The organism is Streptomyces sp. RP5T, from assembly GCF_003933965.1.
GTDB lineage: Bacteria > Actinomycetota > Actinomycetes > Streptomycetales > Streptomycetaceae > Streptomyces.
This window is the reverse complement of sequence record NZ_RSAJ01000359.1, coordinates 1-8,570: the sequence shown is the minus strand read 5'-3', so window position 1 is coordinate 8,570 and position 8,570 is coordinate 1. Positions and strand designations below refer to the sequence as shown.

Sequence of the window (8,570 nt, the reverse complement as noted above, 5' to 3'; positions counted from 1 at the left end):
GTGGGAAGGTGAACCTCCAGCACGACTGCGGTGCCGGCCACGGTCCGGTCCTCGTGCATGTTGATCTGTTGGCCGGCCTTGACGTGCGTCCAGTGAGTGGGGGTGAGGGGAACGAGGCGGACAGTGGCCCGGCCGCCGGGCTCCAGAACAGGTGCGTCCTCGACCCAGAGCCCTGCGATGCTCACCGAGGCGTCCCCCGTCGGCGAGAGATTCCCGATGTCCCACAGGGGTCGCAGAACACCGTGACCGGAGATTGGCGTCTTGCGTCGCGCCTCCGCGGCTGGACGCAGTGTCAGATCCGCCCGGATCACTCCGTTTCGCATCTCAGAACACCGCCAATGGCACCAAGCCACGCTCCGCTCAGCGCCAAGTTGTTCGGCCGCTTCGGCAAGCTGCTCCCAGAACGTCAGGGGCAGCGGCCGTCCGTCTCCGAGCTCCTCCAGCAGGCTCAGAGCGATCTCCCATTCGTCGTGGGCGAGGTAGTCCCAGACGTCCTGCACCGAGATGTCGTTCTCGGTGGCAGCCTCTTCCGGGACAAGAAGGGAAGCCGATTCGAGCAGCTCAGTGACATCCATGCGGATCATTGTCGACCTCGTCGTCAGGCTGCGTCGTCCCACTCTCGCCGGATGGCTGCCAGGCGGTTCTTGAGTCGGTAACGGGAACCAAGGTCGGGCGGGGCCCGGCTTCAACCACCCTTCTCTCACACGTACTTGACGACTGCGAGCGAGCTCGTCGCCGCCGGCTTCGGCATCGACGCCCAGGCCACCGTCATCCACCGCACCGACTACCTCGGCCATGGGCGGGAAACCCTCCTGCCCCGAGACCATCGCCCGTGATCTACTGCCGATCATGCCGTTGCTGATGCTGGACCTCGACAACACCCTGGTCGACCGCGACGCCGCCTTCCACGATGCCGTCACCGCCTTCCTCACCGAGCATCACCTGCCCCACACCGACCTCACCTGGGTGATGGCTCTCGACGCCAGTGGATATACCGCCCGCCAGGATGTCGCCGCGGCCATGACCGACCGGTACCAGGGCTTGGTGCCCACCACGGCCATCCATGCCCTGCTCGACCATGGCACTGCCGATCGCGTCGTGCTGGCGGAACTCTCCCGCGAGGCCCTGGACACAGCACGGACCGACGGCTGGACCTGCGTGATCGTCACCAACGGCCGCACTGTCCAACAGGAAGCCAAGATCCGTCGCACCGGACTCGACCAGCTCGTCCAGGGCTGGGTGATCTCGGAGGCCGTCGGCCGCAAGAAACCCGAACCGGAGATCTTCCACGCTGCCGCGGATGCCGTCGGAGCGTCCCTCGCCGACGCATGGGTCATCGGCGATTCCCCGCATGCCGACATCGCCGGCGCCAACGCGCTCGGGCTTCGAAGTGTGTGGGTGTCGAACGGCCGACCGTGGGCCCAGGAGTCCTACCAGCCCACCCATGTCGCCGTGGACGTCGCCACCGCGATCGACCACGTCATCACTGCGGCAAGATAAGGCACGGCCAAGGCACGACCGACCGTCCACGACCCGGGCACCTCGGCCACCAGCCCGGGGGTGAGTCCAGAAGAGTGTCGCCCTCACAGCCCGGAGTCGCGGAGTCGCGGAGTGCTGCTCGACCTGGGATTTCGCGGCTCTGATCTCGACCAGCTGGCGTGTACGGATATGCCTCGCCTGCACCGAGTGGAACTACTTGAGTCGTCCCTGAAGCAGTTCGTCGCCCACGGTGAGCCGGACCCGCCCACGGACACAGCCTTCGACACGCATTCCAATAATCACCCTTATGTCGCAATTAAGGATGCTTGGCACAATGTCCTCGTGCAGACTCTCCCAGCCCCCTGCCCCGCACACCTGATTCCGGACGCCACCGGAACCGAAGCTTTCCATGACGCCTATCGGAGGGCCATGGCACAGCACGCGGTATTCGTCGCCATCGAATTCGAAAATCGCCAGCGATGGACCGTCAAGGCGGACACGCTCACCGCTGGTCCCGGCCACGCTGTCACTGAGGCCGTCAACGATGCAGTCCGGGCCGCGATCACCCGGCTGGTCCAGAGCCACGAGGCTGATCTGGACGCCTACAAGGGACCGATCTACTTCATGATGCACGGCCTGCGCAGCGAAGAACGGGCCCGCGAACTCGCCGCCGCGCTCCACGCGGCCCTCTACGGAAATTTGACCCCTCTCACCCGCGCCGTCCCTTCCACGACCTGACCGAAGGCGACATCCGGGTTGAGAAGCAGGCGCTCACGTCCTCCGCAGCCTCCCCCACGAGCCGGCTACATGTCGGCGGCATCCCGGGTCTTCGCCGGACGGGAGGAGTCGACGTCCCCCATGAAACTCAGCATTCCGCTCTTGGCCTCACCGGCACCGGCCCGAGGTGCCGTGGAGCTGAGACATCAGCGCACGGCCGGCGGGGGCGGCTGCTTGGACGCGGCCCCGGACTCCTCGAAGTACGCGGCGCTCTCCTCGTCCGCCGGGTAGTACGACTCGATCGCGACCTCCTCCAGCGTGATGTCCATCGGAGTGCCGAACGTGGTGATGGTCGAGAACAGCCGCAACTCCCGTCCGTCGAGGCGAAGGATCATCGGGAGCACGACGTCGGATTCGACTGATCGATTCGAGACGTCCACCGAGTCGGGCTCCGAGGCGTCCTCCGAATCGGGATCCAGCAATTCCGCGTAGAGCGCGGCGAGTTCGGCGTCGGGAGAAACGGCGAGCTGACGCCTGATCCGGGAGCGGAACACCACGCGCACGTCGGCCAGGTTGACGACCAGAGGAGCGAACCCACGCGGGTCCAGGCCCAGCCGGACCAGGTTGACCGGCTGCCGTAGCAGGTCGGGATCGACCTCCGCGAAGAACGGCTCGACAGCGCGGTTGGTCATGATGATGTTCCACCGGCGATCGAAGGCCAACGCCGGGTACGGCTCGTGCGCACGGAGCACCCTCTCGACCGCCTCCCGAGCCGCCGACAGCGCACCGTCATCGAGTGGCCGCTCGGTGTACCGGGGTGCGAAGCCCGCCGCGAGCAACAGCCGGTTGCGATCACGCAACGGCACATCGAGCTGGTCCGCGAGCCGGAGGACCATGTCGGCGCTCGGGTTGGACTTGCCCGTCTCGACCAGGCTGACGTGACGAGCCGAGACGTCGGCCGCGATCGCAAGGTCGAGTTGGCTGAGTCGTCGGCGATGCCGCCACTGTCGTAGGAGCTCCCCCACCGTATGCACAGTCGTCGAGCGTACTCATCGTGGAGCCGCACGCCATGAACTCCCATTTCATCGACAACCGTTGCGACCGCGGAAACACTGCGTCCATGACCACGGGCAACAAGACCATCGTTCAACGGGCACTGACGGAACTCATGGAGACGGGCAGCGCCGAGGCGCTCAAGCCGTTGCTGAGCGAGGACTTCATCCATCACAGGCCGGATGCGACGTCTTCGACCAAGGCGGAATGGCTCGCCGCGGTACAGGCGGCACTCATCCCGCTCGCCGACATGCGGGTCGAGGTCCACCACCTGCTGGCCGACGGTGATCACGTCATGATGCACTCGCGGCGGCAGCTTCCCGATGACGGGCCGGAGATCGCGGTCGTCGACATCTGGCGGCTCGAAGAGGGGCTGATCGCCGAGGGCTGGGAGATCATCGAGCCGGTCGCCCAGGCAGCCGCCCATCTGGTGTGGTGGGAGCCCGGCAGGCACTGACCGGTCGTACGTGAGGGGGCGGCGGCCGTGGATCGTGGCGGCGGGAGCCGGATGGGGCGGTGGTGCGTTCGTCCGTGGGAATCTACGCGTGTCTGTCGCACCCTCGATGCCGACCTCACCGGTGGTGAGGTGGCGGCGGGGGCGCCGGGATGCTGGACAGGCCGGGTGCGCTCTCGGGCCATACCAGCAGCACAGGGCAAGGGGCGTGGTCGACCACGAACCGACTGGCCGGGCCGAGGCTCTTCGGCCCCAAATGACTGCGGTCGCCGTCGCGGGCCACGATGAGCAGGTCGGCGTCCTGAGCCGCGGAGACCACTTCGCGTTCGATACGGCCGGTGCGCTCGGTACAGGCGCAGGGTCGGCCGAGACGGTCGGCCGCCTTCCGCAGCAGATGCTGAGCGGAGTCGGCGGCGAGATGCTCCATCTCGATGCCGGGGTCGCGTTCGGAGCCGCGGCGGCCCAGGAGACCGGCGAACGCGCCGTGCGCGACCCCCGCGATCTCCTGCCCGGTCACGTGGAGCAGCACGATGTCGGCATCCTCCGGCGCATGCGCGCGGGCGGCGTCCACGCACGCTGGCCAGGTGCCCTCGACGATCCAGACGACGACGGCCATGCAGCAGCCTCCCGCAACGACTCGGTCCAGGTCCGACAGGCGCGGCACACCCAGGTGTGCCGCCACCACCGAGCAGGCGCACGGGGCCTGGCACGGTCTTCAGGCAGCCGGACGGACTCATCCGGCTTCACATCAGTGTCGCGCCCGCGCCCACGACGCCGCCATACCAACGCCGCGGGTCGTTGATCACGGTGGCAGGGTTCGGCGCCGCATCCTGCGATGTCCCCCCGCCCGAGACGGTACGAGGGGCCCCGGCAGCCGCGAACCGAACAGTGTCGAGGAACCCCGGCCCACGCACGGCTGGGGTTCCTCGACACCGGTGATGAACCAGCGGTCAGCGTTGCAGGGTGAGGACGCCCGGCCGCCACGGCAGTTGGTCGTAGGGGCCGCTCGAACCCGGAGCCAGGCCCTGGTACAGGAACTGCATGTTGCAGGGGTCGACGGTCATGGTCTGGTCGGGGTTGTTGCGGACCAGGTCACCGTGACTGATGTCGTTGGTCCAGGTGGCACCGCTGTTGGCCTTGCCCGCGAAGGGGTTGCTCTCGGTGGCGGCCTGCGGGGTCCACGAACCGCTCAGGCTGGAGGCCGTGAACGAGCGGAAGTAGCGCTGCCCGTTCGTGCCCATCGCCTCGACGATCATGAGGTACTGGTTCTGGCCCTGGACCTTGTACACCTGCACCGCCTCGAACAGGTTGGCCGTCGTGTCGCTCATGATCGTCGTGTACGAGGAGCCGAAGTTGCCCGGGAAGTTCCCGATCGGCATGCTCGCCCGGTAGATCTTGCCGTTGTCACCGGCGAAGAACAGGTACATGTTCGTCCCGTCACCGATCAGCGTCTGGTCGATCGGGCCGGAGTTGGGGATGCTGCCGGTGAACAGCGCCTGCGGCGCGGACCAGCCGTTGGGGTTGGTGGGGTCGCTCGACGTGCGGTAGATGAAGGGCGAGGCACCCCACTGGGACGCCAGCACCCAGATGTTCTTGGGTGCGAAGTAGAACAGCGTGGGAGCCACCGCGGACTGGCTCATCCCGTTCTGGCCGGCCGACGCCATGTCCGACCAGTTCGTGAACGGACCGAACATCATCGAGCCGTACCCCGACCCCGACACGTTCGACGCGTAGACCAGGTGTTTGCCGTTGTACACCACGCTGGAGAAGTCCTTCAGCGACACCCATCCGTTCGCGGGCTGCGCCAACGGACCGGTCGACGTCCACCGGTACGTCGACGGGAGAGTGCACGTGCCGCCCCCCGGCGGGGTCGTCCCGGACAGGCCGGTCCACTTCTGGTTGCCGCCGCCGTTGCACGTCCAGATCTCCACCGCCGTGCCGTTGGCCGTGGCGGCGCCCGTGACGTCAAGGCACAGTCCGGACTCCACGCCGACGATCGTGCCGTCGGAGTTCACTCGCCACTGTTGGTTCGCGCCCCCGGTGCAGGTCCAGATCTGCACGCGGGTACCGGCCGCGGTGGCGTGGCCGGGGACGTCGAGGCACTTGTTGCCGTACACGGTCAGCTGGTTGCTGTCCGTCGCCGTCCACTGCTGGTTGGCCCCGCCCGAGCAGTCCCAGATCTGCAGGTAGGTGCCGTCGGTCTGGCTGGAGTTCGGCACGTCGAGACACCGGCCGGCAGCGACACCGCGCAGGGCGCCGCTGGTGGCCGCCTGGGCCGGGGCGGCGCCGAGCATTGCCGCCAACGCGACCAGGGCCGCGATCGCTGCGGCCAGCACCACGGACACACGCCCGCGGTCGAAACTACGTCTGCGCATGGGGACCTCGTTAGAGAAGGGGGTCAGGATGGCACGTACATGACACGCGGCTCACGTGGCGCACCCCTCGCGGCTCGGGCCTTACGGAGGACGCGATCGGGACTGTTCGGAATATCGAACCTCAGTCGAAACATCGATCAGTCTGGATGATAGGGAACGGCAGAACGGCGTCAATACCTCTCGCACGATTCGACAGGAACGCCGAAACATTCGATGCGCAGCGGGATGTCCCCTGCCTGGAACAGCGCCGCCCGGGTCCTCAGGGACCCGGGCGGCGGTGTGGGTGTGCTGTCAGGTCACGGCGTCAGTTCCCAGCGCGCGATGTACCCGACGTCGATGGACGCCCGGTCCTGTACGCGCAACTTCCATGTGCCGTTGAGCGGTTGGGCGGAGGCGTCGACCGTGAAGGTCTGGTCGACGTTGTCGGCGGAGCCGCCGCTGCGGTTCAGCAGGGAGTAGACGGTGCCGTTGGGGCCGACGAGGTCGACGGTCAGGTCACCGCGGTAGGTGTGGACGATGGAGACGTGGACGGTGGTGGTCGTGGAGGCGTTGCCGTCGCGGCCGGTGATGGTCACCGGCGACTCCACGGCCGGTCCGTTGTCGGGGATGTCGACACGGGTGGCGTTGCCGTAGACGTAGGCGATCTGCCACCTGAAGGTGTCCGAGGCGCTCGCTCCGGTGCTGTCGGTCACCTTGACCGTGACGTCGCCCGTGCCGAGCGTGGTCGGGGTGCCGCTGATCAGACCGCCGGGGCTGATCGTCAGGCCCTCGGGCAGGCCGGTGGCCTCATAGGTCAGCGTGGCGTCGGTGTTGGTGGTGTAGGCGTCCAGCTGGAGACTGACGGCCTGGTTGACGCCGCTGGTCTGGTCGGCGACCGGGGCGAGGTTGACGCCGAGAGCGATGCGGCTGCCGACGTTGATTCCGGCCCAGGCGTCCGCGACGGCGAGGTAGGTGGGGCTGTACGCGCCGAACAGGTCCGCGGCGGCGGACAGGGTGGCGGTGCGGGCGCCGGCGTAGTTGGTCGTCGAGGTCATGTACGTCGTCAGCGCGCGGTACCAGATCGCGGCGGCGTTCTCGATGCCGATGCCGGTGACGGGCCGGCCGTCGGAGGTCGGACTGTCGTAGGAGACGCCGTTGACGGTCTTGGCGCCGCTGCCCTCGGAGAGCAGGTAGAAGAAGTGGTTCGCGGGGCCGGACGAGTAGTGGACGTCGATGCCGCCCAGAGTGGAGCTCCAACTGTCCTTGGAGGCACCGTCCTTGGAGGGCTTGTCCATGTAACGCAGCGGGGTGCCGTCGCCGTTGATGTCGATCTTCTCGCCGACGAGGTAGTCGCCGGGGTCGGCCGCGAGGTTCTCGTGGAACTCCACGGCGGCGGCGAAGATGTCGGAGGTCGCCTCGTTCAGACCGCCGGACTCACCCGAGTAGACCAGGCCCGCGGTGGCGGCGGTGACTCCGTGGCTCATCTCGTGGGCCGCCACGTCGAGCGCCGTGAGCGGGTGGGTGTTGCCCGAGCCGTCGCCGTAGGTCATGCAGAAGCAGGAGTCCTGCCAGAAGGCGTTGACGTAGTTGCTGCCGTAGTGGGCGCGGCTGTAGGCGGCGACACCGTCGTTGCGGATGCCGTTGCGGCCGTAGGCCTCCTTGTAGAAGTCCCACGTGGCCGCGGCGCCGAAGGCCACGTCGACGCCTGCGGTCTGGCGGTTGGACGGCAGGCCGTTGCCCCAGACATCGTTGTCGTCGGTGAAGAGGGTGCCGGTGCCCGAGGTGCCCTGGTTCAGGTCGTAGGTCTTGTGTCCGGCGCGGCCGGGATCGGTGAGCTGGTACGTCGATCCGGACAGGGTGGTGCCGAGCGGAACCGTGCCGACGTACTGGCCGGTGCCCTCACCGGTGTGCACCTTCTCGGCGGCCAGGAGTTCCTTGCCGGTGGCGGCGTCGGTGACGACCTGGAGTTCGCTGGGCGTACCGTCCCTCTGGACACCCTTGACCAGGGTCTCCCATGCCAGGACGGGCTTGCCGGTGCCGGCCCAGATCACCTGCCGGGCGGCGTTGTTCACCTCGGCACCCCTGACGTGGTCCTTCCTCGACGCGGCGAGAGCCTTGCCGACGGCGCCGGCCGCCGTGATCCTCGGGCTGAGGGTGGGTACAGAGAGGGGCGCCGCGTTCGCCTTGGTGACGGTCGTACGGCCGTCGCTGTCGTGGACTACGAGGTCACCGCCCAGGACGGGCAGGCCGGCGAAGGTGCGCTCGTAGCGGGTGTGGGTGGTGCCGTCCGCGTCGGTGATGACGTCCTTGACGACGAGCTTCTCCTTGGCGCCGAGGCCGATGCGCCGTGCGGTGCCCGCCGCCGCGGACTGGGCGCTCTTGACCAGGGCGGTGCGGCGGACGGGGGTGAGGGATGCCTGGGCCGCGCCGGCCCGGGGGGTGGCGGTGATCTTCGCGGGCCCCGGGTCGGCCGGGGCGGCACCGGCCGGTGCGGGGGCGGCCACGACGAACAG

The 8,570-nt window shown here is 68.1% G+C and carries 9 protein-coding genes; 4 read left to right on the top strand and 5 right to left on the bottom strand.

Annotation, left to right across the window (positions count from 1 at the left end; translation table 11 throughout):
- Nucleotides 1–575: hypothetical protein (locus tag EHS43_RS29605; RefSeq protein WP_125193789.1), on the bottom strand; the 575-nt coding region annotated here is incomplete at its 3' end.
- Nucleotides 576–710: 135 nt separating this feature from the next.
- Here EHS43_RS29605 and EHS43_RS48145 point away from each other — a divergent pair.
- The 3 genes from EHS43_RS48145 (at nucleotide 711) to EHS43_RS29595 (ending at nucleotide 2,217) form a co-directional block, all read left to right on the top strand.
- On the top strand, nucleotides 711–836 hold the full coding sequence (locus EHS43_RS48145) for a hypothetical protein (RefSeq protein ID WP_260470770.1): 126 nt from the start codon (nucleotides 711–713) through the stop codon (nucleotides 834–836).
- A gap of 13 nt (nucleotides 837–849) precedes the next feature.
- The gene (locus tag EHS43_RS29600; protein ID WP_125193788.1) at nucleotides 850–1,500 is read left to right on the top strand and encodes an HAD family hydrolase; all 651 of its coding nucleotides are present in this window, start codon (nucleotides 850–852) and stop codon (nucleotides 1,498–1,500) included.
- Nucleotides 1,501–1,611: 111 nt separating this feature from the next.
- The gene (locus EHS43_RS29595) at nucleotides 1,612–2,217 is read left to right on the top strand and encodes a hypothetical protein (protein ID WP_260470769.1); all 606 of its coding nucleotides are present in this window, start codon (nucleotides 1,612–1,614) and stop codon (nucleotides 2,215–2,217) included.
- Between the two features lie 185 nt (nucleotides 2,218–2,402).
- Here EHS43_RS29595 and EHS43_RS29590 read toward each other — a convergent pair whose 3' ends face one another.
- Nucleotides 2,403–3,230: a helix-turn-helix domain-containing protein gene (locus tag EHS43_RS29590; protein WP_125193787.1), complete on the bottom strand. Its 828-nt coding sequence runs from the start codon at nucleotides 3,228–3,230 to the stop codon at nucleotides 2,403–2,405.
- 86 nt (nucleotides 3,231–3,316) lie between these two features.
- On the opposite strand from EHS43_RS29590, the gene EHS43_RS29585 reads away from it, so the two are divergent.
- Nucleotides 3,317–3,706 (top strand): nuclear transport factor 2 family protein, encoded by a 390-nt coding sequence (locus EHS43_RS29585; RefSeq protein WP_125193786.1) that lies wholly within the window; start codon nucleotides 3,317–3,319, stop codon nucleotides 3,704–3,706.
- 115 nt (nucleotides 3,707–3,821) lie between these two features.
- Here EHS43_RS29585 and EHS43_RS29580 read toward each other — a convergent pair whose 3' ends face one another.
- The 3 genes from EHS43_RS29580 to EHS43_RS29570 form a co-directional block, all read right to left on the bottom strand.
- On the bottom strand, nucleotides 3,822–4,319 hold the full coding sequence (locus EHS43_RS29580; RefSeq protein ID WP_125193785.1) for a universal stress protein: 498 nt from the start codon (nucleotides 4,317–4,319) through the stop codon (nucleotides 3,822–3,824).
- Nucleotides 4,320–4,653: 334 nt separating this feature from the next.
- Nucleotides 4,654–6,078, bottom strand: coding sequence for a non-reducing end alpha-L-arabinofuranosidase family hydrolase (locus tag EHS43_RS29575; protein ID WP_125193784.1), 1,425 nt, complete (start codon nucleotides 6,076–6,078; stop codon nucleotides 4,654–4,656).
- 296 nt (nucleotides 6,079–6,374) lie between these two features.
- A partial coding sequence (locus EHS43_RS29570) for a M4 family metallopeptidase (protein WP_125193783.1) occupies nucleotides 6,375–8,570 on the bottom strand: 2,196 nt, incomplete at its 5' end.

Coding starts and splice junctions, on each gene's coding strand:
- EHS43_RS29600 (WP_125193788.1), top strand. CDS start 850: ATGCCGTTGCTGATGCTGGACCTCGACAACACCCTGGTCGACCGCGAC.
- EHS43_RS29585 (WP_125193786.1), top strand. CDS start 3,317: ATGACCACGGGCAACAAGACCATCGTTCAACGGGCACTGACGGAACTC.
- EHS43_RS29580 (WP_125193785.1), bottom strand. CDS start 4,319: ATGGCCGTCGTCGTCTGGATCGTCGAGGGCACCTGGCCAGCGTGCGTG.
- EHS43_RS29575 (WP_125193784.1), bottom strand. CDS start 6,078: ATGCGCAGACGTAGTTTCGACCGCGGGCGTGTGTCCGTGGTGCTGGCC.